Genomic DNA, 23,219 nt, shown 5'->3' with positions numbered 1-23,219 from the left:
GCGCGGCCCGGGACCTGGACGTTGGGCTGTTCATGACGGCGGGCAACGACGGCAGCGGCGAACGGGGGACGGCGTACTTCAGCGCCTGGCGGCTGGGCTGAGGAAAGCGCGCCGGGCGCGGCCGCACAGCTCTTCCGGTGGCCCCGGACCGTCACCCCGATGGGCGCGGCCGGCCGTCCCGCGGCTGCCGCGCCTCGCGCCCGCGTACGTGGGGGGCGTGCGGCTCGGCGCGTACGCCATGGGCGGCTGCTCGTGGGCGGCGTCGGCTTCGGGCAGGGGCGGCGTCGCGCACTTGGCCACTGTTCGCCACAATATCGGTAGATATCCGATAAAGGAGCTGCGCGTATGCCACACCAGTTCGATGTCTCGACCATCGTCAACCTCCGCGACCTCGGTGGCATCGCGCTCGCCGGAAACTCCGCCGTCCGCCCCGGCCTGCTGCTCCGGTCCGGCCAGCTGGACCGGCTCGATCCGATGGCCGACCCCGCCGTCGCGGCGCTCGGCATCCATACGGTGGTGGACCTGCGCACCGAGCACGAGCGGCGCGACCGGCCCGACCGGGTGCCTGACGGCGCCCGGCTGATCGTCGCGGACGTGCTGGCCGGTGCCCTCCCCGCCGCCGTCCAGGGCGATCAGGTGCCCGCCCGGATCGAGTCGGTGCTCGGCAGCCCCGCCCTCGCCGAGGAGCACCTCGGCGGCGGCAAGGCGGAGAAACTGCTCTGCGACTCCTACCGCGCCTTCGTGTCCTCCCAGGCCGCCTGTGACGCCTACCGGCTGCTGCTGTCCGCGCTCGCCGAGCCGGACTGCGGCCCGCTGCTCTTCCACTGCACGGCCGGCAAGGACCGCACGGGCTGGGCGGCCACCGTGATCCTGCTGCTGCTCGGCGCGGACGAGGCCACGGCCGAACGCGAGTACCTCGACGTCAACCCGGCCGTGCGCACGGCCTTCGCGCCGATCATCGAGCGGTTCGTCTCGGCGGGCGGCGACCCCGGCATCGCCGACGCGATCCTGGGCGTGCGCCCCGCCTACCTCGCGGCGGCGCTGGAGGAGATGTACCGGACGCACGGCGATGTGGAGCGTTACGTCCGCGACGGGCTCGGCGTCCCCGACGACGCCGTCGACCGGATCCGCGCCCGCTACGTCGCCTGACGGCTCCCGTGCCGGGCCGCCGACCGGGGTGCACCACCGCTGCGCGGCGGTGTCCTCAATCGCCGGACGGGCTGGTTCTGGCTGAGCTCAGCCACCAGCCCGTCCGGCGATTGAGGACTCAGCACTGCCCCCGGCACGGGTGAGGTGACCATCCCACCATTCACTCGTTCTATGGATCGTGGAGCAGCAAGCGACAGCCCCCCGCCCCCGGTCCATCGCCCCCGTCGACGTCGAGCAGGCCGAGGCCGCGCTCATCGAGCACTACCCCCGCCTGGTGCGGCTCGGGTATCTCGTGCTGCCGCCCGCGCTGGGCCGTAACCGCCGTGTGCTGACCGCGCACGCCCTCGTCCAGCGGTCGCTGCCGCGCAACCGGGTGGGCGGTGCGGAGCTGACCGTACCGGCTCCGCGCGGCACCGACGGGGTGCCGAGCGAGCCGGGCTACACCTACGTCCGCCAGCGGGTGCTGCGGGCCGCGCTGGACGCGGGGCGGCCGCGCGGCCGCTGGCAGCCGCCGCGGCCGGGCCAACTCCCGCCGCTGCTGCCGCAGGTGTGGGGGCTGCGGCTGTTCCCCCGCTCGGGCGGAGCCGACGAACTCGCCTTGGACCAGGCGCTCTCCTCGCTGTCCGGGCCGGGCCGGGCCGCGTACGTCCTGCGCGGCCTGGAGCTGTCCGACGACCGGGACGTGCGGCGGGTGCTGTCCGCGGCCGGGGTCGAGGACCCGGGCGCGGCGCTCGCCGAGGCGGACCGTGTCCGCACCCCGGCGGGCAGCCGCGACACCCCGCTGCTGGAGTCGGTGGAGTTCGACCCCTGCTCCCTCCAGGCCCGGCCGACGGACCTGATGCGCCGCCGCCAGCACACCCGGGCCGCGCTCGCGGCCGCCGCCGCGGCCGTGGTGTGCGCCACGCTCCTCGGTCTGCCCGGTGACGGCTGGGGCCGGGACGGCGCCGCCGCGCCCCCGTACGCGCGGAACGCGGCGGCCGAAGCGGCCCTGGACCCGGCCCGGTTGACCCAGGCCACCTCCTCGGCCTGGAAGAGCGCGGACCGCCCCGGCTTCGCCACGTGGCCCGCCCGCGGCGACCGCACGGGCGACCGGGAGCTGCTGCGCCGGGCACTCGCCGCCTGGGCCCGGCCGGGCCGCGCGGTGCGGGTCACGGCCACGCCCGGCACCCCCGTCGGCCCCGCGTCCGGGCCGCCCCAGCTGCTGTACGCGGGCGAGGTCGACGCGGCGGCCGTCGTGCTGCTCCACGACGGGCTGCGCGTGGTGCGCTACGCGGAGGCCAGGAGCGGCGAGGCCGGTGCCGCCGCGCTGGACTTCGCGCGCGCGGACGCGGCGGACGCCGACACCTCCACCGCGGTCGTCGTCGGCCGCACCGACGGCAACGTCCGCTATCTGACCGCCCCCTGGGTGACCGACGCGGCCGTGCGCGACCTGCTCGCGCCGACGGGCGCCGGGCAGCCGCTGCACCGGGACGCCGAGGGTGTGACCGACGCGATGCCCAGCCCCGCCCCGGACGGCGGCTGCCGCGCCTGGCCCGCGCTGCGGCTCGGCGGCCGGCTGGTCACCGACCTCGGCGAGCTGCTCCCCGCCCGGCTCACCGTCGGCGCCCCCGGCTCCCCCCGCGATGTGGCGGGCGACCGGGCGCTGGCGGGCTGGGCGCACTCCGCCTGCCATCTGCAGACCGTGCGCTCGCAGGGCGTCCGGTCGGTGAACGCCTGGCAGTTCGCGACGCAGCCGCTGCCCGGCGGCGCGGGCAGCGCGGTCTGGCTGTGCACCCGGGCCGAGACATGGCGGGGCCCGGGCAGCCGGGTGCAGGCGCAGTTCCAGGCCCCCGGCGCCCGGCCCGGCGCACCGGGGACGGTCGTCGCCCGCGCCGAGGACTCCGCCGCGTGCGGGGCCCGCGACCCGCACGTCCTGGCGGGGGTGCTGTGGAAGTCGAAGGCCGGTGCCTGGTACGCGCTGGCGGCGGGCAGCGACGACGTCGCCTCGATCACCGCGACGGGTGGAGTGCGCGGCAGCACGCGCGGCGCCCTGCTGGCCCTTCCGGCCCGGGCGGGCGCGCACGCCGAGCTGAGCGCCCTGACCGCCGCCGGGAAGAAGCTCACGACTCTGCGGTGAGCAGCGCCTGTTGAGCGGCCCGCCGGGCTTTCACGCCCGGGGGGCCGCCGCGCGTCGGCATTAGGATGACCGCATGACGACCGGGGTGCGCCGCAGAATGGGCGTCGAGCAGCGACGCGAGCAACTGATCGCGGTGGCGCTCGACCTCTTCAGCAGGCGCTGCCCCGACGATGTCGCCATCGACGAGATAGCCGAGGCGGCCGGCATCTCCCGGCCGCTGGTCTATCACTACTTCCCCGGCAAGCAGAGCCTGTACGAGGCCGCCCTGGGCCGCGCCGCCGAGGAGCTGACGTCCCTCTTCGACGAGCCGCGCGAAGGTCCGCTGGGGGCCCGGCTGTTGCGCGTCATGCGGCGGTTCTTCGACTTCGTCGAGACGCACGGGCCGGGGTTCTCGGCGCTGATGCGCGGCGGCCCGGCGGTGGGCACCGGCCGGGCCGACGCCCTGATCGACGGGGTGCGCCGGGCCGCGTACGAGCAGATGATCGGGCACCTGGGCGTGCACGCCCCGGCGCCGCGCCTGGAGCTGGCCGTCCGGTCCTGGATATCGCTGGCCGAGACCACGGCGCTGCTCTGGCTGGACGGCTGCCCGGTGGCCCGCGCGGAGCTGGAGTTGCAGCTCGTCCATCACTTCGCGGCCCTCACGGCGGTGAGCGCCGCCTACGACGAGGACATGGCGGCCGTGCTGCGCCGCGTGCTGCGGGACGAGCCCGCCGACGGGCCCTTCGGGGACCTGGTCGGACGGCTGGCCGCGCTCGCGCCGCAGCCGTCCTGACCTCGGCCCTGTCCCTGCTCCTGCCTCCCGCGCCGGTCAGCCCCGGCGGAAGACGGCGACCGTGCGGCCCGGGACCGTGAAGGTGCCCGATTCCCGTGCGTACGAGGCGGACTTGACGACGGCGTCCGCGCCGCGCGCCTGGACGGGGTGCAGCGCGTAGTCCGTTCCGGAGAGCGCCCCGATCCGCTGGGTCACCTCGTGCGGTGCGGCGTTGAGGACCACGACCAGGTTCCCCAGCCGCATCGTGACGACGCCCGGTGTCTCACCGGCGCCGGACAACGGGAACGACAGCGTCCGCTGGACGTCGGCGGTGGTCGCCTGACGGAACGCCCGCTCGGTCGTCCGGATGCGCAGCAGGTCCCGGTAGGCGGCGGAGGCGGCCCGGATCGGCCCGCAGCCGGGGCGCAGGGCCGGATCGGCGAGCAGCGGACGGGCGTAGGGCCACTTGGACCGGTTGTCGGCGGCGGGCGGCAGTCCGCGGCCGAAGCCGTTGCCGTCGGCGCAGTCCCAGTGGATCGCGTTGAACCAGTCGCCGCTGTCGTAGGAGTTGCGGTCCAGGGATTTCGAGCGCAACAGGTCCGTGCCGGCCTGGGAGAGGGACGGCCCCTGGGAGAGTGCGGCGGCGGCCATCGCGAGGACCTGCGCCCTGGCCCGCTCGGCGGCGGGTGTGGCGGGCGGGAGCTTGTAGGCGAGGGCGTCGTAGAGGGATTCGTTGTCGTGGGCGTCGGCGTAGGCGAGGGCGTCGCCGGGGGCGGCGGCGTAACCGGCGGGCGAACCGTTGTAGTCGACGTCGGCGCCGCGGACCACGCGGCCGGTCGCGTCGGTGAAGCGGTAGTCGGCGAGATGACCGGTGAGCCCGACCTTGATGAGGTCCTGGGCATGCAGCAGCCGGGCCCGCTGCTCGTCGGGGCTGCCCGCGGGCGAGCCGTTGGGGTCGGTGAACAGTCCGGAGGCGAACCCCTGGACGCGGGGGTCCTCGTCGAAGGGGCCGCCGCCGCGGATCGCGTCGCGGGAGCGGTCGGCGAAGGTGGCGATGCCGGTGCCCGCCATGTTCTTCTGCGTGGCCTGGACGAAGCGGGCGTCGTTGGCCACCTCACCGAAGTTCCAGCCCTCGCCGTAGAGGACGACGGCCTTCCCGTCGACGCCGTCCCTGGCGACGGTGAGGGCGTCGAGGGCCTTGCGCACGGCGAGGAGGTTGGCCTTGGGGTGGTGGCCCATGAGGTCGAAGCGGAAGCCGTCGACCTTGTACTCCTTCGCCCAGGTGACGACGGAGTCGACGACGAGCTTGCCCATCATCGCGTGCTCGGGCGCCGTGTTGGCGCAGCAGGTGGAGGCGGCGACGGCGCCGTCGTCGAGGAGGCGCTGGTAGTAGCCGGGAACGATCCGGTCGAGTACGGACTTCGGATCCTGCCCGGAGGCCACGGTGTGGTTGTAGACGACGTCCATGACGGTCCGCAGCCCCGCCCCGGCGAGGCCCTGCACCATCTGCCGGAATTCACGGGTGCGGCGCGGCCCGTCCGGATCGGAGGCATAGCTCCCCTCGGGGACGGTGTAGTGCAGCGGGTCGTAGCCCCAGTTGTACGCGTCGCGGCCCGCCGTCTTCCCCACGCACTCCTGCTGTCGCTCGGAGTCGGCGGGCAGGGCGGCGAGGTCGCAGTCGGGGGTGGCCTGGTCGGCGCTCCGCTCGGGGACGGTGCCGAAGTCGAAGGCCGGGAGCAGATGGACGTAGGAGGTGCCGGCGGCGGCGAGCGCGCGCAGGTGCCGCATGCCCGCCGAGGACCGGTCGGTGAAGGCGAGGTAGCGCCCGGGGTGGGCCGAGGTGCGGTCGGCGACGGAGAAGTCGCGGATGTGCAGTTCCTGGATCTGCGCGTCGCGCAGCGGCACGGCCGTCGGCTTGCGCAGCCGCGACCAGCCCTCGGGAGCGAGGGCGGGGTCGGCGAGATCGACGACGAGGCTGTGGGTGGAGTCGGCGGTCAGGGCGGTGGAGTACGGGTCGGTGACGTGATTGGTGACGACCTTCCCCACGGAGGGGGCCCAGACGGTGACGGCGTAGCGGTAGGGCTTCGCGGCCCAGTCGCGCGGACCGGTGACGCTCCAGACGCCGCTGCCGGCGTCCCGTCGCATGGGGACGGTGCGGCCGTCGAGTTCCAGGGCGACGCGCTGGGCGGTGGGTGCCCAGACGGAGAGGGTGGGATGGCCGCCGCGGAAGCGGGGGCCGAGCTGTGCCTTGCCGGCGTTCGCGGCGTAGAGGTCGTCCAGTACGCCGGGTATCTGCACACCGGTGGCGACACCGTCCGTCTCGGCGACGAGCCGGCCGGTGAGGGCCGTGCGTTCTTGGCCGTGGGCGTCGACGCGGAAGGCGTCGTAGTGCGCCAAGTGCGGGTACTTCGCTCGTTGTTGCGCTGTCAGCCCGCCGGGCTGGGGGGTGAGTGCGAAGCTGCCGTGGTCGTGGGTGAGGCGGTGGGGGCGGGTGGGAGTGCCGAGGTTTTTGGGCCAGGCGACGGTGTTTTTGTCGATCCAATGGACCTTGGCCCCGGCGGCGGGTGCGGTGGCCTGAGCCGGGCCCGTCCCGACGAGGGGCAAGGCCAGGGCTATGACTGCGGCCAGGGTGGCCAGTCGTCTCATGGAAACGTGCTCCTTTGGCTGGGGTTGGGACGTGGTTCTTCTCCCCTGACCCGCCCCTTCCCGTAACTGGGGGGCGAGCCCCCAGCCCCCCGTTGTCCTCAATCGCCGGACGGGCTCGATTTGCCGCCGGTCCGGGCAACAAACAGCCCGTCCGGCGATTGAGGACCGGGGTCCGGGGCGGAGCCCCGGGGTCAGGGGCAAGGTTCCTACTTCCCGCAGGCGCGAGCCCCGGCGCGCAGCGCCAGTGCCGTATTCGCGGCCAGCGTCGCCGTGAAGCGCCCGTCGTCCCCGACACGGACACCGTGTCCGCTCTGCACGTCGCAGTACTCACCCCCCGGCAGCGACGTCTGGAAGGTGCGGCTCAGCGCGGACGTCTCGTGGTTGATGGCGACATAGCCCTTGTTCCCCCGGCCGAAGGCGATGGCCTGGGAGCCGTTGTCCCACCAGTTCGTCACCGCCGTGCCGCGTACCGCGTTGCGGAAGCCCACCATGCTCTTGATCTCCGGCCACTTGTGCTGGCACTTCCAGCCGTCCTGCCAGCACGCGCCGACCTTGCCGCCGTTCGGCGGCCCCGCGTCGCGGTCGGTGAATTCGTAGCCGGAGTGGATGTCCGGTGAGCCGTAGGGCCAGGCGAGCATGAAGACGTTGGCGAGGGTGTAGTCGGCGCCGTCCTTGTAGCTGAGGGTGTCGCCGCCGCGCTCGGTATCGTGGTTGTCGACGAAGACGGAGGCCTTGCCGGTGGGGAGGTAGCCCCAGCCCTCGCCGTAGTTCTTGAGGTAGGCGAGCCGCTCGCGCTGGAAGACGCGTTTGAGGTCGCGGGCGTAACGGAACTCCTGGACGTCGCCGTTGCCGAGGTATTCGTCGGGCTGGACGGCCTCCCCCGCGCCGAAGATGGTCTCCTGCTTCCAGTACACGCCGGGGTTGCGCAACTTGGCCTTGATCGCGGTGAGGTCCTCCACGGCGATGTGCTTGGCGGCGTCGATCCGGAAGCCGTCGACGCCGAGGGACAGCAGGTCGTCGAGGTAGCGGGCGATGCGTTCGCGGACGTGTTCCTCGCCGGTGTCGAGGTCCGCGAGGCCGACCAGTTCGCAGCGCTGGACGTTGCCGCGGTCGCGGTAGTCGGTGATGACCGAGGTGCAGTCGTCCATGTCCTGGCGTTGGTAGGTGCCGGGGTAGTCGTACTTCGTATACGACGAGCCGCCGGTGCCGGTGCCGGAGCCGGCGGCCATGTGGTTGACGACGGCGTCGACGACGACCTTGACGCCGGCGGTGTGGCAGGCGCCGACCATGCGGGCGAAGGACGCGCGGTCGCCGAGGCGGCCGGCGATCCGGTAGCCGACGGGCTGGTAGGAGGTCCACCACTGGGGGCCCTGGATGTGTTCCTGGGGCGGTGAGACCTGGACGTAGCCGTAGCCGGCGGGGCCGAGGGTGTCCGCGCACTCCTTGGCGACCGAGTCGTAGGCCCACTCGAACAGGACGGCCGTCGCGGGTCCTTCGGCCGGGTCGCCGGGTGCGCTCGCCTGGGCCGGTGGGGCGCAGAACAGGGCGCTCGCGACGAGGGCGAGGGCGGCGGGCAGGGCTCTCCGGGGGGATGTGGGCATGGCGGTGGGGGCCATGGATTCTCCTGGGGGGTGAGGAGCACAAGGCGGGGGGAAACCGGCGGGACACGGCCGGGCGAAGGCAACCCGCCGTGCCCGTAAGGCCCATGAAGGTTCTTGCGGTTCTTGTTGCAAGGCCGCCCGCACGACAGCGGTCACTTGCCGCGCACTGGACCGTACGAGCCGCCCCGTCGCTGGTCAAGCCTTTGGACACAGTCAGGTTACGACCCGGAAATCTCGCTGTTTCCTTCTTGCAAGGTCTTTCGCAAGAGATTGCAGCCTGTTAGCTTCCTCCTCAGCTCGGGCCGCCCGCGACAGGTCGGCCTCTTGAAGAGGAGATCCCCTATGCGAAGAGGCATATCGGTCGCCGCCCTCGTCGGCGTGCTGGCCCTCACCGCGACCGCGTGCGGCGGTGACGGCGGCGGTGACGCCGGTGACGGCTCCAAGGCGGCGAGCGATCCGAGCAGCGTGAGCGGCACCATCACCTGGTGGGACACCTCGGACGCCACCAACGAGGCGCCGACGTTCAAGAAGCTGGTCGCGGACTTCGAGAAGAAGTACCCGAAGATCAAGGTCAATTACGTCAACGTGCCCTTCGACCAGGCACAGCAGAAGTTCAAGACGGCCGCCTCCTCCAACCAGGGCGCGCCCGACGTGCTCCGCTCCGACGTGGGCTGGACCCCGGGCTTCGCCCAGCTCGGCTACCTCAAGGACCTGACGGGCACGCCCGCCCTCGACAAGACCGACGACTTCCTCGAAGGGCCGCTGAAGAACGCCGCGTACCAGGGCAAGACGTACGGCGTCCCGCAGGTCACCGACACCCTCGGACTGCTCTACAACAAGGAGCTCTTCCGGAAGGCCGGCATCGACAAGCCGCCGACGAACTGGAAGGAGGTCAAGGAGGCCGCGGAGAAGATCAAGGACAAGACGGGCACGGCCGGCATCGGCCTCAACCCCGACAGCTACTACTCGCTGCCCTTCCTCTACGGCGAGAAGAGCGACATGGTCGACGTCGAGAAGAAGAAGATCACCATCTCCGACGCCGCCTCCCGCAAGGGCATCGAGACCGCCGTCGACCTCGTGAAGTCCGGCGCCGCGCCCAAGCCGGCCGGTACCGACGGGTACAACAACCTCAAGACGGACTTCAAGAACGGCAAGCTCGCCATGCTGATCGACGGCCCCTGGGCGACCAAGGAGATCTTCGGCGGCGAGGCGTACAAGTCGAAGGACAACCTCGGCATCGCGGCCGTCCCGGCCGGTTCCACCGGCACGGCGGGCGCCCCGGTCGGCGGGCACAACCTCGTCGTCTACGCCGGCACGAAGAACTTCGACGCCTCCTACCTCTTCGCCAGGTTCATGACCGAGGCGACCCAGCAGGAGACGGCCTCGACCACCATCGGTGTGCTGCCGACCCGTAAGTCCGCCTACACCAAGGCCGTGCTGTCGGACCCGGTGCGCGACGCCTACTACCGGGCGCTGGACAAGGCCCACCCGCGGCCCGCGATCCCCCAGGGCGGCGACCTCTTCACCGACTGGCTCCAGCACTACACCAAGATCATGACCCTCAAGGAGGACCCCAAGACGGGTCTGGACGCCACGGCGAAGGCCTGGAAGTCCGCGCTCCTGAAGGACTACGCGATCCAGGAGTAGGCGGCCCGCCTCTCGCCTGACCGGCGGACCTTCGACTGCGGACCGTCGTTGCCGCCCCTCGCCTGACCGGCGGACTGCGGGCCGTCGTTGCCGCCCCTCGCCTGACCGGCGGACCTTCGACTGCGGGCCGTCGTTGCCGCCTGCGGCGGCGAGCGCCCTGCGGGCGCGTCCTCAAACGCCGGACGGGCTGAATGCAGCCCGTCCGGGCGCTTGGGGACACCGCCGCGCCCCCACCCCGTCTTCTCCCCCGAGGAAAGCCGCCGAGTCATGACCACAGCCGTTTCCGAGACCGGAAGCCCGCCCGAGCGACAGGTGCACAGGCCCGGCCTGCTCACCCGTGCCAGGCGCTCGTTCGACACCCACTGGTACGCCTGGGCGATGGTGCTGCCGGTGGTCGTGGTCCTGACCGTGCTGGTCGGCTATCCGCTGGGCCGGGGCATCTATCTGTCCTTCACCGACGCCAACGAGGCCAACATCGGCCGGACGATCGGCGTCAACCACATTCCCTCGACGTACGAGTTCGTCGGCCTGGACAACTACTGGAAGGTGCTCTCCGGCCAGGAGGGCCACTTCTACTCCCGGCTCACCTGGACCGTCGTGTGGACCGCGTCCTGCGTCTTCCTGCACTACACGATCGGCCTGGGGCTGGCGCTGCTGCTCAACCGCAAGATGCGGTTCCGCTCGCTGTACCGGGTGCTGCTGATCCTGCCGTGGGCGGTGCCCGCGTTCGTCGCCACGTTCTCCTGGCGGCTGATCTTCAACGAGAAGTACGGCGTCCTGAACGCGTTTCTCGCCGAGCTGGGAGCGGGGCCGGTCGACTGGCTCGGTGACGAGACGCTGCAGAAGCTGTCGGCCGTCGCCGTCAACGTGTGGCTGGGCGTGCCGTTCATGATGGTGGCGATCCTGGGCGGTCTGCAGTCGATACCCGCCGAGCTGCACGAGGCCGCGGAGATGGACGGCGCGACACCCTGGCAGCGGTTCCGCCATGTGACGCTGCCCGGGCTGCGGCCGGTGAGCGGCACGGTGATCCTGCTCGGCGTCATCTGGACGTTCAACATGTTCCAGGTGATCTACCTACTGATCGGGCAGGGCGCGAGCTCGGAGAGCGAGATCCTCGTGACCTACTCCTACCGGCTCGCCTTCCAGGGCGTACGCGACTACGCGGGCTCGGCGACGTACGGAATCCTCATCCTCTCGCTGCTGCTGGTCTTCGCCGTCTTCTACCGCCGGATGCTTTCCCGACAGGAGTCCGTGCGATGAGCGCGATGAGTTCCGGCACCGCCGGCCCCGTGAAGTCCCGTCCGCGCGGTGAGCGCTCCCGCGGTGTCTCCGTCGCCCTGCACACGGCGCTGGTCGTCGCGTCCCTGGTCTCGGTCTTCCCCGTCCTGTTCGTCGTCTTCGTCTCCCTGCGCGGGCGCGACGGCTGGCAGGAGCCCACGAAGTTCGTCGGCTTCGAGCTCTCGAACTACACGCACATCCTGAACAACACCGAGTTCCTGACCTGGTTCGGCAACTCCGTGATCATCGCGCTCGGCGCGACCGTGCTCGGTGTGCTCGTCGCCGCGACCGCGGGCTACGCCGTCTCCCGGATGCGCTTCCCCGGCCACCGGCCGCTGATGTGGACCTTCCTGGTCGTCCAGATGTTCCCGATGGCGGTGCTGATCGTGCCGCTGTACAACATTCTCGGCCGGCTCGAACTGCTCGACTCCTACACCGGCTTGATCCTGACGTATTGCTCGATCTCGGTGCCGTTCTGCGCGTGGATGCTCAAGGGTTATTTCGACACCATTCCGGCCGAGATCGACGAGGCGGGCCGGGTCGACGGGCTGAGCCCGTTCGGCACGTTCTGGCGGCTGATCCTGCCGCTCGCCCGGCCGGGCCTGGCCGTCACCGGCTTCTACTCCTTCATCACCGCCTGGGGCGAGGTGGCCTTCGCGACCCAGTTCATGAGCAGTGAGAAGCACTACACGCTGGCGGTGGGCCTGCAGACCTTCGTCGGCCAGCAGAAGGCGGAGTGGGGTCTGATGACGGCCGCCGCGGTGCTCATCACCGTGCCCGCCGGGCTCGTCTTCTTCCTCGCGCAGAAGCACCTGGTCGCCGGACTGACCGCGGGTGGCACCAAGGGCTGATTCCATCCGTCACCGGTCGCGTGACCGCGCGTTGAGCAGTTCGTACCACTTTCGCTCGTCCCCCTGCTCGCCGACTCGCTCGCGCACGTACGCACGGCTCCCACGCACCGCTCCTCCACATCGCTCTTCCGCACAGCTCCTCCGCAACGCCTTACGCATCGCAGCCCCCTTGGTTGGGCCCACCCGATAGGGAAGTACATGACCCAGGACCTCGCGCCCTCCGTCCGCGACGCCGCCGTCCCCGCCGCCCGCCGGCCGGAGAAGTGGTGGCGCAGCGCCGTCATCTACCAGGTGTACGTGCGCTCGTTCGCCGACAGCGACGGCGACGGCATCGGTGATCTGCGCGGGATCCGCGAGCGCCTGCCGCACCTGGCCTCGCTGGGTGTGGACGCCGTGTGGCTGACGCCGTTCTACGCCTCGCCGCAGGCGGACGGCGGCTACGACGTGGCGGACTACCGGGCCGTGGACCCGCTGTTCGGGGATCTGTCGGACGCCGACGACCTGGTCCGCGAGGCGCACCGGCTGGGGCTGCGCGTCATCGTGGACATCGTTCCCAACCACACCTCCGACCGGCATGTGTGGTTCCAGGCGGCGCTCGCGGACCGATCCGGGGGGACGGCCCGCGAGCGCTATCACTTCCGGCCGGGCAAGGGCGCGGCCGGCGAGCTGCCCCCCAACGACTGGGAGTCGGTCTTCGGCGGTCCGGCGTGGACCCGGACGGTGGACCCCGACGGCACCCCGGGCGAGTGGTACCTGCATCTCTTCGCGCCCGAGCAGCCGGACCTGAACTGGGACAATCCGGAGGTCCGCGAGGAGTTCGACTCGGTCCTGCGGTTCTGGCTGGATCTGGGCGTGGACGGCTTCCGGATCGATGTGGCGCACGGCATGGTCAAGGCGCCGGGGCTGCCGGACATCGGCCGCAAGGAGCAGGCGAAGCTGATCGGCGCGCAGGTGCTGCCGTTCTTCGACCAGGACGGGGTGCACGAGATCCACCGCTCCTGGCGGCGGCTGCTGGACTCCTACGAGGGCGAGCGGATCGGGGTGGCCGAGGCCTGGGCGCCGACCTCGGAGCGGCTCGCGCTGTACGTGCGCCCGGACGAGCTGCACCAGGCGTTCAACTTCCAGTTCCTGACCTGCGCGTGGGGCGCCGACGCGATGCGGACCGTCATCGACGAGTCGCTGGCCGCCACCTGCTCCGTCGGGGCGCCCACGACCTGGGTGCTGTCCAACCACGACGTGGTGCGGCACACCACCCGCTACGGCGGTGGCGAGCGGGGCCGCAGCCGGGCCCGGGCGGCGGCGCTGCTGATGCTGGCGCTGCCCGGCTCCGCCTATGTCTACCAGGGCGAGGAGCTGGGGCTGCCGGAGGTCGTGGAGCTGCCGGACGAGGTCCGCCAGGACCCGGCGTTCTTCCGCGGGGACGGCCAGGACGGCACCCGCGACGGCTGCCGGGTGCCGCTCCCGTGGTCGGGCGAGGAGGCGCCGTACGGCTTCGGGCCGGGCGGCAGCTGGCTGCCGCAGCCCGCCGAGTGGCGGGGGCTGTCGGTCGAGGCGCAGTCGGGCGACCCGCGCTCGACGCTGGAGCTCTACCGCTCGGCGCTGGCGCTCCGCCACGAGCTGCCGGGGCTCGGCGACGGGGAGATGACCTGGCTGGAGGCGCCCGAGGGCGTGCTGGCGTTCTCCCGTCCGGGTTTTGTGTGCACGCTCAACACGGGCGAGGCCGAGGCGGAACTGCCGGTACCGGGACGGCCGGTGCTCGCCACCGCCGCCCTGGAGTTCACCGGCGGCACGGTGCGGGTCCCCTCCGACTCATGCGTCTGGTGGGCAGTCTGAGATGCGACGGGTAAGGTCCAGTCCTGTGACCGCCCGGCTAGCCGATATCGCGACCCAGGCGGGTGTCAGCGAAGCAACCGTCAGCCGCGTCCTCAATGGAAAGCCTGGGGTCGCCGCTTCCACCCGCCAGTTGGTGCTGGCCGCGCTCGACGTGCTGGGCTACGAGCGGCCCGTGCGGCTGCGGCAGCGCAGCGAGGGGTTGGTCGGACTGATCACCCCCGAGCTGGACAACCCGATATTCCCCGCTTTCGCCCAGGTCATCGGGCAGGCGCTGACCCGCCAGGGGTACACCCCCGTGCTGGCGACGCAGACCCCGGGCGGTTCGACGGAGGACGAGCTGACGGAGATGCTCGTCGACCGGGGGGTCGCGGGCATCATCTTCGTCTCCGGGCTGCACGCCGACACCTCCGCCGACATGCAGCGCTATGAGCGGCTGCGCGGCCAGGGTGTGCCGTTCGTCCTGATCAACGGCTTCTCCTCGAAGGTACGGGCGCCGTTCGTCTCCCCCGACGACCGCGCGGCCGTCAAGCTCGCCGTCACCCATTTGGCCGCACTGGGGCATCGCCGTATCGGGCTCGCGCTGGGGCCCAAGCGCTACGTGCCGGTACAGCGGAAGATCGAGGGGTTCCTGCTGAGCATGCGCGAGCAGCTCGGGGTGGCGGAGGCCGAGGCCGAGCGGTTGGTGGAGCACTCGCTGTTCTCCCTGGAGGGCGGCCAGGCGGCCGCCGCGGCCCTCATCGACCGTGGCTGCACGGCCGTGGTGTGCGCGAGCGACATGATGGCGCTGGGCGTGGTGCGCGCGGCCCGGCAGCACGGGCTGGAGGTGCCGCGCGATATCTCGGTGGTCGGTTTCGACGATTCGCCGCTCATCGCCTTCACGGATCCGCCACTGACCACGATCCGGCAGCCGGTGCAGTCGATGGGCCAGGCGGCCGTACGGGCGCTGCTGGAGGAGATCGGCGGCACCCCGGCCCCGCACAGCGAGTTCGTCTTCCTTCCCGAATTGGTGGTTCGGGGTTCAACGGCTTCTGTACCAGGGCCTCGTCGCGATTCCGGGACGGTCGTCACGAATAGTACGCAAAGCCGGGAAGACCAGACTTGGGGATGATCTGCGCCCGGCGGCTATCTGGCAGACTGTTTCCCTATGGGTGAACCGACAGTAAGGACCGCGGAAGGCCGGACGGCCACCCTGCCACCCACCGGGGAGAGCGTGGAGCGGCCGTCCCCGGACCGGCGTGTCCTGGCGGGTCTGCGCTCACCGCGACGGCCACGGCTGTGGTTCGAGGTCCTGCTGATCGCGGTGAGCTACTGGACGTATTCCCTTGTGCGCAACGCGGTCCCGGAGCAGCGGGCCGCCGCCCTGCGCAACGCCGACTGGATCTGGCAGGCCGAGCAGTCCCTGCACATCGCGGTCGAGCACACCGTCAACCAGGCCGTGAATTCGGTGACGTGGCTGATCGTGGGCATGAACTACTACTACGCCACGCTGCACTTCGTGCTGACGATCGGCGTGCTGGTGTGGCTGTACCGCTGGCATCCCGGGCGGTACGCGGCCGCGCGTCTCATCCTGTTCGCCACCACGGGTGTGGCCCTGCTCGGTTACTACCTGTATCCGCTCGCTCCGCCACGGCTGATGAACGGCGGCGGCTTCACCGACACGGTCGTGGTGCACCACACCTGGGGCTCGATGGCCTCGGGCAATCTCGCCGACATGTCGAACCAGTACGCGGCGATGCCGTCGATGCACATCGGCTGGTCGACGTGGTGCGGCATCACCATCGCCCTGCTGGCGCGGGCGGTCTGGGTGCGGGTACTGGGCCTGCTGTACCCGGTCGCGACACTGGTCGTCATCGTGTCGACCGCCAACCACTTCTGGCTGGACGCGGTGGGCGGCCTGCTCTGCCTCGCCTTCGGCTTCGCCCTGTCCTACGCTTGGTACCGAGCGTTCCCGCACCGGCTGGCCCGCCATGTGGCGGCGTCCACGCGGCGCTAGGGTCTGCCCGACGGGTCTTCGGCTCGCGGGCCGTCGTTTGCCGCCTCTCGCCTGACCGGCGGGCCTTCGACTGCCGACCGTCTTTGCCGCCTGCGGCGGCGGGCGCCCTGCGGGCGCGTCCTCAATCGCCGGACAGGCTGCATTGCAGCCCCTGGGGGTACCTCCCAGCGGTAGCTGGGGGAGATTGAGGACACCGCCGCGCAGCGGTGGTGCGCACACCAGGACCCGCCGGCCAGGCCTACGCCCCGTAGAACAGCTCCTCGACAACGGCCCTGGCCCGTCGCGTCGTGCGGCGGTAGTCGTCCAGCATCTCCCCGACGTGCCCCGGTTCGTAGCCGAGGTAGCGGCCCACGGCGCCCAACTCGCGGGGGTCGCCGGGGAAGGTGTCCCCGGGGCGGCCCCGGACCAGCATCACGGCGTTACGGACGCTGGTCGCCAGCACCCACGCCTCGTCGAGGATGCGGGCGTCCTCCGTGCTCAGCAGCTCCGCCGCGCAGGCCGCCGCGAGCGCCTCGCGGGTGCGCGTCGTGCGCAGCCCCGGCTCCGCCCAGCCGTGCCGCATCTGCAGCAGCTGCACCGTCCACTCCACGTCCGACAGCCCGCCCCGGCCCAGCTTCGTGTGCGTCGTCGGGTCCGCGCCGCGCGGCAGCCGCTCGGTCTCCATCCGGGCCTTGAGCCGGCGGATCTCGCGCACCGCGTCCTCGCCCAGCCCCTCGGCGGGGTAGCGCAGCGGGGCGATCAGGTCCACGAACCGCGCCCCCAGTTCCGCGTCGCCCGCCACCGGCTCGGCGCGCAGCAGCGCCTGGCTCTCCCACACCCGCGACCAGCGGCGGTAGTAGGCGGCGTACGAGGCGAGGGTGCGCACCATGGGCCCGGCCTTGCCCTCGGGCCGCAGATCGGCGTCGACGAGGAGCGGCGGGTCGGCGGTCGGCAGTTGCAGCAGGCGCCGCATCTCGGTGGCGACGGCGTGGGCGGCCTTGGCGGCCTCCTCGTCGCTGACGCCGTCCCGTGGCTCGTGGACGAACAGGACGTCGGCGTCCGAGCCGTAGCCCTGTTCGCGTCCGCCGAAGCGGCCCATGCCGATGACGGCGAAGCGGGTGGGGAGGGTGTCCCCCCACTCGGCGCGGACGGCGGCGCGCAGCGCTCCGGCGATGGTGGCGGCGTTGAGGTCGGAGACGGCCTTGCCGACGGTGTCGACGGCCGCGCGCGGGCCGGCGCCCACCGCCTCGCCCGCCCGGTACGCCCGGAAGCCGTGCTCTTCGGCGGCGTGCGCCCCGGAGTCGGGGCCGGCGCCGCCGTAGGCACCGATGATGTCGGCGGCGGCGGTGCGGAACAGCTCGCGGCGCCGGACGCCGCGCACCGCGACGATCGCCGCCTCCGCGTCCTCGGCGCGCCCCACGGCGGCCAGTATTTCCTGCTCCAGCGGCTCCCGGCCGCGCGGGCGCAGCCCCTCGGGGTCACCGAGCAGGGCGACGGCCTCGGGGGCGCGCAGCAGCAGGTCGGGGGCGAGCCGCCCGGCGGACAGCACCCGGGCGAGGTTCTCCGCGGCCGCGCCCTCGTCGCGCAGCAGCCGCAGGTACCAGGGGGTCTTGCCGAGCGCGTCGGAGACCTTGTGGAAGTTGAGCAGTCCGGCGTCGGGGTCGGCGGAGTCCGCGAACCAGCCGAGCAGCACGGGCAGCAGATGGCGCTGGATGGCGGCCTTGCGGCTGACGCCGGAGGCCAGGGCCTCCAGGTGGCGCAGCGCGGCGGCCGGGTCGGCGTAGCCGAGGGCCTCCAGCCGGTGGCCGGCCTCCTTGGGGCTGAGCCGGATCTCGCCGGGCTCCAGCTGGGCGACGGCGTCCAGCAGGGGCCGGTAGAAGAGCTTTTCGTGCAGCCGCCGCACCTCGCGGGCGTGCCGCTTCCACTCCTTGCCCAGCTCGTCGACGGGCTCCTTGCCGCTCGGCCAGTGGAACGTCCGGGCGAGGGAGCGGCCGAGTCGGCGCAGGTCGGCCTCCTCCTCGGGGACGAGGTGGGTGCGGCGCAGCCGGTAGAGCTGGATGCGGTGTTCCATGGTGCGCAGGAAGCGGTAGGCGGCGTCGAGGGAGGCGGCGTCGGCCCGGCCCACATAGCCACCGGCGGCGAGCGCGGCCAGCGCGCCGAGGGTGCTGCCGCCGCGCAGGGTCGCGTCACTGCGGCCGTGCACCAACTGCAGGAGCTGGACGGCGAATTCGACGTCGCGCAGCCCGCCGGGGCCGAGTTTCAGCTCCCGGTCGACCTGGGTGGCGGGGATGCTCGCGACGACGCGGCGGCGCATCTGCTGGACGTCGGTGACGAAGTTCTCGCGCTCGGCGGCCTGCCACACCAGGGGGGCGACGGCGTCCACGTACTCCTGGCCCAGCTGGGGATCGCCGGCCACCGGGCGGGCCTTGAGCAGGGCCTGGAACTCCCAGGTCTTGGCCCACCGTTGGTAGTAGGCGAGATGGCTGGAGAGGGTCCGCACGAGGGGGCCGTTGCGTCCCTCGGGGCGGAGGTTGGCGTCGACGGGCCAGATGGTGCCCTCGGGGGTGATGTCGGAGCAGACCCGCATCATCCGGGAGGCGAGCCGGGTCGCGGCCTGCACGGCCGCGCCCTCGGCGGTGCCGCTCCTTGCCTCGGCCACGAAGATGACGTCGACGTCGGAGACGTAGTTCAGCTCCTGGCCGCCGCACTTGCCCATGCCGATGACGGCGAGCCGGCAGGCCGCGGCGTCGGCCGGCTGTTCCCGTGCGGCGATGTCGAGGGCGGCGCGCAGCGTGGCGGTGGCCAGGTCGGCGAGTTCGGCGGCGGTCTGGGCGACGTCGATGGTGCCGCAGACATCGCGGGCGGCGATGGCCAGCAGGGCGCGGCGGTACGCGGCGCGCAGCGCGTCGGCGGGCGCGAGACCCGCGCCGCGCTCGCCGCGCACCCCTTCGGTGAGGGCCTTCTCGAACTCCGGTGTCGTGGGGTGCAGATCGGCCGACTCGTAGGTGACGAGCGCGTGCCAGTCGTCGGGGTGCCGCACGAGGTGGTCACCGAGCGCCTCGGACGCCCCGAGCACGCCCAGCAGCCGGTCGCGCAGTGGTTTGGCGGAGACGAGGGTGTCCAGGAACGCCTGCCGCCGGCCGGGGTCCCGCGCCTGGAGCACCTCCACGAGCCGGACGAGCCCGTGCAGCGCGAGGTCGGGGTCGGCGGTGGCCCCGAGCGCGTCGAGGAGCGCGGTGTCGTCCCGGACGGCGGCCAGCTCCGGGGCGTCGAGCAGCCGCTCGGCGGCGGCCGCGTCGGTGAAGCCGTACTTCAGCAGCCGGGTGTACGCGCTGCTGCGACGCCCCTGCGGCACCGTCATCGACAACCCTCTCGTCCGCTCGCCCCGCCGAACCCCGAACCCGTGCCTACAGCACCGGCAGCATCTTCCGCAGCTCGAAGGCGGTGACCTCGGAGCGGTACTCCTCCCACTCCTGCTTCTTGTTGCGCAGGAAGAAGTCGAAGACGTGCTCGCCGAGGGTCTCGGCCACCAGCTCGCTGCGCTCCATGAGCTCGATGGCCTCGCCGAGGTTCTGCGGCAGCGGCTCGATGCCCATGGCGCGGCGCTCGGCGTCCGACAGCGCCCAGACGTCGTCGTCGGCGCCGGCGGGGAGTTCGTACCCCTCCTCGACGCCCTTGAGGCCGGCGGCCAGCAGCACGGCGTAGGTCAGGTAGGGGTTGGCGCCGGAGTCGATGGAGCGGACCTCGACGCGGGCCGAGCCGGTCTTGCCGGGCTTGTACATCGGGACGCGGATCAGCGCCGAGCGGTTGTTGTGGCCCCAACAGATGTAGGAGGGGGCCTCGCCGCCGGAGCCCGCGGTGCGGCTGGAGCCGCCCCAGATGCGCTTGTAGGAGTTCACCCATTGGTTGGTGACGGCCGAGATCTCGGCGGCGTGCCGCAGCAGTCCGGCGATGAAGGACCGGCCGACCTTGGAGAGCTGGTACTCCGAGCCGGACTCGTAGAAGGCGTTCCGGTCGCCCTCGAAGAGAGAGAGGTGGGTGTGCATGCCGGAGCCGGGGTACTCGGAGAACGGCTTGGGCATGAATGTGGCCTGCACGCCCTGCTCCAGGGCGACCTGCTTCATGACGAGGCGGAAGGTCATGATGTTGTCGGCGGTGGAGAGGGCATCGGCGTAGCGCAGGTCGATCTCCTGCTGGCCGGGGGCGCCCTCGTGGTGGCTGAACTCGACCGAGATGCCCATGGATTCGAGCATGGTGATGGCCTGGCGGCGGAAGTCCATGCCCACGTTCTGCGGGGTGTGGTCGAAGTAGCCGGAGGAGTCGGCGGGCACCGGGCGGGTGCCGTCGACGGGCTTGTCCTTGAGCAGGAAGAACTCGATCTCGGGGTGGGTGTAGAAGGTGAAGCCGAGGTCGGAGGTCTTGGCGAGGATGCGCTTGAGGACGTAGCGCGGGTCGGCGTAGGAGGGCGAGCCGTCCGGCATGAGGATGTCGCAGAACATGCGGGCGGTGCCCGGGGCCTCGGCGCGCCAGGGCAGGATCTGGAAGGTGCCCGGATCCGGCTTGGCGATCATGTCGGACTCGTACACCCGGGCGAAGCCCTCGATGGCCGATCCGTCGAAGCCGATGCCCTCGTCGAAGGCCTGCTCCAGCTCGGCGGGTGCCACGGCCACCGACTTCAGATAGCCGAGCACATCGGTGAACCACAGCCGCACGAAGCGGATGTCGCGCTCTTCGAGGGTGCGGAGCACGAACTCCTGCTGCTTATCCATTTCCACCAATCCTCGCCGGTTCGGCCCCCTGCTCCCAGGCCGCGGAGCACGGGGGCACATGAGCATCCCACCACACGGTTTCGTCCGCGTTGCGTACAGGCGTCTGAACGTCCCGCATCACCTGGGTGTACCGCTCTCTCCCCATACTGCCCGTCCGCCCGCGCCCCGGGTACTCGTGGAGCACCCCGGAGCACGTGCGACTTGTCTCCATTGTGGGACACGCCCTGATCTTGGTCGACCCACACTTTTGGGGCCCTACGTTCCGTAGTCGCCGATCACGTACGGCAACCCGCGCCCCGGCGGGGCCGCGACCCTATAGAAGTGGGCGGTCAAACGCGACACGAGCGCCACGGGCGGGTGAAACGGCCCGCCGGTCCGGCTGTGAACGGACCGGCCGGGGCAGGCTGCCGGTGCGGATCCTCCCCGCCCCCGTACGGCGTGGGCGCACGCCTCGGGCCACCCGGAGGCCGCCCCTCACCCTGAACCACCAGCCGACGGAGGCCGAAGGCCGACATGCCAGACATCAACGACACACGGCGGCAGGCGGGCGCCGCGAAGGCGCCCGGCGGGCGGGGTGGGAAGCGGTGAGGTACCTGATCACCGGGGCCACCGGCTTCATCGGCCGGCATCTGGCCCGGCACCTGCTCGAGCGCGGCCACCACGTGACCGCCCTCGTCCGCCGCGACGGGCGCGTCTTCGGGTCGCTGACCGTCCGGGGGGACCTCGTCACCGGTGAGGGACTGGCGGCGGCCGTGCGGGGCGTCGATCGCGTCATCCATCTCGCCGGGGTCACCAAGGCCGCCGACCCGCGCCTCTACACCCTGGTCAACACCGTCGGCACGGAGCGGCTGTTGGCCGCCGTCGCCGCCCGGCCGGAGCCGCCGCGGCTCGTCTACTGCTCGTCGCTGGCCGCCGCCGGCCCCGGGCGGCGGCGCCACGAGGACGATCCGCCCGCCCCGGTCTCCGCGTACGGCCGCAGCAAGCTCGGCGCCGAACTCGCCCTGCGCGAGGGCGTCGGCCGGGTGTCCGCCGTCGTCGTCCGCCCGCCGATCGTCTACGGGCCGGGCGACCGCGAGTTCCTGCCGCGCCTGGCCGCCGCCGTCCGCACCGGGCTGCTCCCCGCCGTCGGCCGGCCGGGCCCGCGCCACTACTCCCTGCTCCATGTCGAGGACCTGTGCCGCGCACTGCTCACGGCCGCCGACTCCGGTGTGCCCGGCGCGACTTACCACGTCAGCGACGGTGTCGAGCACCTGTGGGACGACATCGGGGCCACCGCCGCCGAGGTGCTCGGCAGACGCCCGCCGCGGGTCGTCCACATCCCTCTGCGCCTGGCGCTGACGGTGGCCCGCACCCTGGGCGGCGCGTCCGTGCTGAACCCGGGAAAGGTCGCCGAGGCCGCGCACCCCGCGTGGACGAGCGCGGTCGGCCGGCTGCCGATCGGCCCGTGCGTGCCCCTGTCCGAGGGGCTGCGGACGGCACTGACCCCGTGATGCCCGGCCCTCAGGTCCGTACGGGCGGCATGGCGAGGACGGCGGCCGCGATGGCCTGGGGCCGGTCGAACATGACCAGGTGACCGGCCGGAGCGACCGCCTCGAAGCGGGCGTCGAGGCGGTCGGCGAGGGCGCGCTGGCGCTCCAGCCAGCGGCGCTCCAGCCAGGAGCCGGTACCCGGGGAGGCCGCGAGGACGGTCACCGGGACGGGCGGCAGCGGGTGCTGGTCCCGCAGTTCGTCCAGCTCGGCGGCCACGTCGTAGTAGCGGGCGTTCTCCATCAGCAGGGCACGGGCCACCCGGCCGCTGCCGTAGGTGCGGCGCACCAGTTCGTCAGGGGTGGGATCACGGCGCTTGACGGAGGAGACGCGGACGGCCAGCCGGCGCAGGGCGGGGCCCAGGGCGCGGGGCAGTCCGGTGGCGGCGACGGCGTGGCCGCGCGCGTGGGCGGCGGCGGTGCGCAGCTCACGGGCCGGGATGGGCCGGACGTCCTCCTCCACGCTGCCGTCGACCAGGACGATCCCGGCCGTGCGCTCCGGGTGCAGCCGGGCGAAGGCCTCGGCGTGGAACCCGGCGAGGGAGTGGCCGACAACGGTCGCCGGACCGGGCAGGTCCAGCGCGTCCAGGACGCCCGCTATCCGGGCGGCCTCGCCCGCCGCGGTGGGTGGCTCGACGGCCGGTGCGCTGAACCCCAGCCCGGGGCGGTCGAAGCGGACGACCGTGCGGTGCTCGGTGAGCAGCGGCACGACGGGCTCCCAGTCGAACCAGCCCATGCCGAGCCCGGCGCTGAGCACGCACACCGGTCCGGAGCCCTCGCGCAGCACGTGCAGCGGCACGCCGCCGACCCGCAGCATGCGCCCTGGTGGCCGCTTCATCCCGTCGCCCCCTGGAGGTTCGTCGTTCACGCCGCCGCCCGTGCGCGGCGCGGCGCCGGTCGCGGAGCGGATCCTTGACCTGGGATGACCGTACCTGGGCCTGGCCGGCGGTACTTCGGCCGCGGGCAGTCTGTGCCGCCTGCGGCGGCGAGCGCCCTGCGGGCGCGGGGGGGGAAAAAAAAAAAAAAAAAAAGGGGGGGGCGGGGGGGAGAGGAGGAGAAAAAAAAGAAAACAAAAACCCT

The 23,219-nt window shown here is 72.4% G+C and carries 15 protein-coding genes; 10 read left to right on the top strand and 5 right to left on the bottom strand.

The genetic code is table 11. The features are described from left to right. Nucleotides 1-345 precede the first annotated feature (345 nt). The 3 genes from ACZ53N_RS20020 to ACZ53N_RS20010 all read left to right on the top strand — a co-directional run bounded on the left by ACZ53N_RS20020 (nt 346) and on the right by ACZ53N_RS20010 (nt 4,037). On the top strand, nt 346-1,149 hold the full coding sequence (locus ACZ53N_RS20020) for a tyrosine-protein phosphatase (protein ID WP_469142164.1): 804 nt from the start codon (nt 346-348) through the stop codon (nt 1,147-1,149). Between the two features lie 178 nt (nt 1,150-1,327). Continuing rightward, nucleotides 1,328-3,265, top strand: a complete 1,938-nt coding sequence (locus tag ACZ53N_RS20015) for a hypothetical protein (RefSeq protein ID WP_469142163.1) — start codon at nt 1,328-1,330, stop codon at nt 3,263-3,265. 73 nt (nt 3,266-3,338) lie between these two features. Further along, entirely contained in the window at nt 3,339-4,037 is a 699-nt protein-coding gene (locus ACZ53N_RS20010; protein WP_469142162.1) for a TetR/AcrR family transcriptional regulator, read from the top strand. Nucleotides 4,038-4,073: 36 nt separating this feature from the next. On the opposite strand, the gene pulA is transcribed toward ACZ53N_RS20010, so the two are convergent. Both pulA and ACZ53N_RS20000 read right to left on the bottom strand, forming a co-directional pair. Further along, entirely contained in the window at nt 4,074-6,632 is a 2,559-nt protein-coding gene (gene pulA, locus ACZ53N_RS20005) for a pullulanase-type alpha-1,6-glucosidase (protein WP_469142169.1), read from the bottom strand. Nucleotides 6,633-6,868: 236 nt separating this feature from the next. Continuing rightward, entirely contained in the window at nt 6,869-8,278 is a 1,410-nt protein-coding gene (locus ACZ53N_RS20000) for an alpha-amylase (RefSeq protein ID WP_469142161.1), read from the bottom strand. Between the two features lie 327 nt (nt 8,279-8,605). On the opposite strand from ACZ53N_RS20000, the gene ACZ53N_RS19995 reads away from it, so the two are divergent. From ACZ53N_RS19995 to ACZ53N_RS19970, 6 genes are all read left to right on the top strand, one after another. Further along, nucleotides 8,606-9,910, top strand: a complete 1,305-nt coding sequence (locus ACZ53N_RS19995) for an extracellular solute-binding protein (RefSeq protein WP_469142160.1) — start codon at nt 8,606-8,608, stop codon at nt 9,908-9,910. Between the two features lie 267 nt (nt 9,911-10,177). Further along, complete coding sequence (locus ACZ53N_RS19990) at nt 10,178-11,170, top strand: carbohydrate ABC transporter permease (RefSeq protein ID WP_469142159.1); 993 nt, start codon at nt 10,178-10,180, stop codon at nt 11,168-11,170. Further along, entirely contained in the window at nt 11,167-12,039 is an 873-nt protein-coding gene (locus tag ACZ53N_RS19985; RefSeq protein WP_469142158.1) for a sugar ABC transporter permease, read from the top strand. Before ACZ53N_RS19990 ends, ACZ53N_RS19985 begins: the two co-directional genes overlap by 4 nt. A 198-nt stretch (nt 12,040-12,237) precedes the next feature. Continuing rightward, nucleotides 12,238-13,872, top strand: coding sequence for a glycoside hydrolase family 13 protein (locus tag ACZ53N_RS19980; RefSeq protein ID WP_469142157.1), 1,635 nt, complete (start codon nt 12,238-12,240; stop codon nt 13,870-13,872). A gap of 25 nt (nt 13,873-13,897) precedes the next feature. After that, a complete protein-coding gene (locus ACZ53N_RS19975; protein ID WP_469142156.1) occupies nt 13,898-14,980 on the top strand; it encodes a LacI family DNA-binding transcriptional regulator in 1,083 nt (360 codons plus the stop codon). 36 nt (nt 14,981-15,016) lie between these two features. Next, a complete protein-coding gene (locus ACZ53N_RS19970) occupies nt 15,017-15,865 on the top strand; it encodes a phosphatase PAP2 family protein (protein ID WP_469142155.1) in 849 nt (282 codons plus the stop codon). A 238-nt stretch (nt 15,866-16,103) separates the two neighbouring features. On the opposite strand, the gene ACZ53N_RS19965 is transcribed toward ACZ53N_RS19970, so the two are convergent. Both ACZ53N_RS19965 and glnA read right to left on the bottom strand, forming a co-directional pair. Beyond that, complete coding sequence (locus ACZ53N_RS19965; protein ID WP_469142154.1) at nt 16,104-19,205, bottom strand: bifunctional [glutamine synthetase] adenylyltransferase/[glutamine synthetase]-adenylyl-L-tyrosine phosphorylase; 3,102 nt, start codon at nt 19,203-19,205, stop codon at nt 16,104-16,106. 46 nt (nt 19,206-19,251) lie between these two features. Then, nucleotides 19,252-20,613: a type I glutamate--ammonia ligase gene (glnA, locus tag ACZ53N_RS19960; RefSeq protein WP_130877445.1), complete on the bottom strand. Its 1,362-nt coding sequence runs from the start codon at nt 20,611-20,613 to the stop codon at nt 19,252-19,254. 584 nt (nt 20,614-21,197) lie between these two features. On the opposite strand from glnA, the gene ACZ53N_RS19955 reads away from it, so the two are divergent. Continuing rightward, on the top strand, nt 21,198-22,103 hold the full coding sequence (locus ACZ53N_RS19955) for an NAD-dependent epimerase/dehydratase family protein (RefSeq protein ID WP_469142153.1): 906 nt from the start codon (nt 21,198-21,200) through the stop codon (nt 22,101-22,103). 10 nt (nt 22,104-22,113) lie between these two features. Here the strand turns inward: ACZ53N_RS19955 and ACZ53N_RS19950 are convergent, their stop codons facing one another. After that, nucleotides 22,114-22,977 (bottom strand): alpha/beta fold hydrolase, encoded by an 864-nt coding sequence (locus ACZ53N_RS19950; RefSeq protein WP_469142152.1) that lies wholly within the window; start codon nt 22,975-22,977, stop codon nt 22,114-22,116. Nucleotides 22,978-23,219: the final 242 nt, after the last annotated feature.

Source organism: Streptomyces sp. NPDC033229, assembly GCF_055576875.1.
This window is presented reverse-complemented; position numbering and strand designations above follow the sequence as displayed.